The organism is Fulvivirga aurantia (assembly GCF_009711475.1).
Classification (GTDB): Bacteria; Bacteroidota; Bacteroidia; order Cytophagales; family Cyclobacteriaceae; genus Fulvivirga; species Fulvivirga aurantia.
Genome location: NZ_SMMD01000192.1, coordinates 1 through 901 on the forward strand (window position 1 = coordinate 1; position 901 = coordinate 901).

Below are 901 nucleotides of genomic sequence, written 5' to 3' on the forward strand. Positions count from 1 at the left end.
CTATAAAAACCCTCGCTTCATCCCAGTCACCCTCATTTATAAATTTATTTATAGTGGAAGCCCCACCCTCAATAATTACGGACTGAACCCCTCTTTTATAAAGATCTGAGAGTATTTCCTTCACAAAATCTCTTCTATTAGAAATTCGTTGGTAGCTAATATCGTCCACATCATCACTTTTGCTGAGATTATAAACAACAGTTTTCTGACTACCATCAAAGAATTTGTGCTCTTTGGGTAATGATAGATCTGGGTCTATCACCAAGCGTAATGGGTCTTTGCCAGACCAATCTCTCACGTTTAGTTGTGGATTATCGTGTAAGGCCGTCTGATAGCCAACCAGTATGGCCGGCTCTTCACTGCGCCATTTATGTACCAGCTGGCGGCTGTAGGCATTGCTTATCCATTTAGAATCGTAATTCTTTCTGGCAACAAAACTATCCTGGGTTTGAGCCCATTTTAATATAATATAAGGCCTCTGTCTTTCCATATAGGTAAAAAACCTTCTGTTTAGCCACAGACCTTCCTTCTCACAAATACCCGTAACTACCTCAATTCCCGCATCTTTGAGTTTTTTTATACCTCCTCCTGCTACCTTAGGATTAGGATCGATATTAGCGATCACAACTTTTTTTACATCATGAGACACGACAAGATCAGCACATGGTGGGGTATTGCCAAAATGGGCACAAGGCTCAAGATTTACATAAAGCGTAGATTTAGGCAGTAGTTTTTTATCTACTACTGACTCAATAGCATTAACCTCAGCATGTGGCCCACCATATTTTTGATGCCAACCTTCACCAATAATTCTATTTTCGTATACTATAACGCAGCCCACCAATGGGTTTGGACTAACATTACCAAGGCCAAGTTTTGCTAAATCCATGGCCCTTTTCAT

1 protein-coding gene is annotated in these 901 nt (G+C 40.3%); it reads right to left on the bottom strand.

The window, feature by feature from the left end:
- The coding region (gene ribD, locus E1176_RS00600) for a bifunctional diaminohydroxyphosphoribosylaminopyrimidine deaminase/5-amino-6-(5-phosphoribosylamino)uracil reductase RibD (RefSeq protein WP_155208652.1) at positions 1-901 on the bottom strand (901 nt) is incomplete at both ends.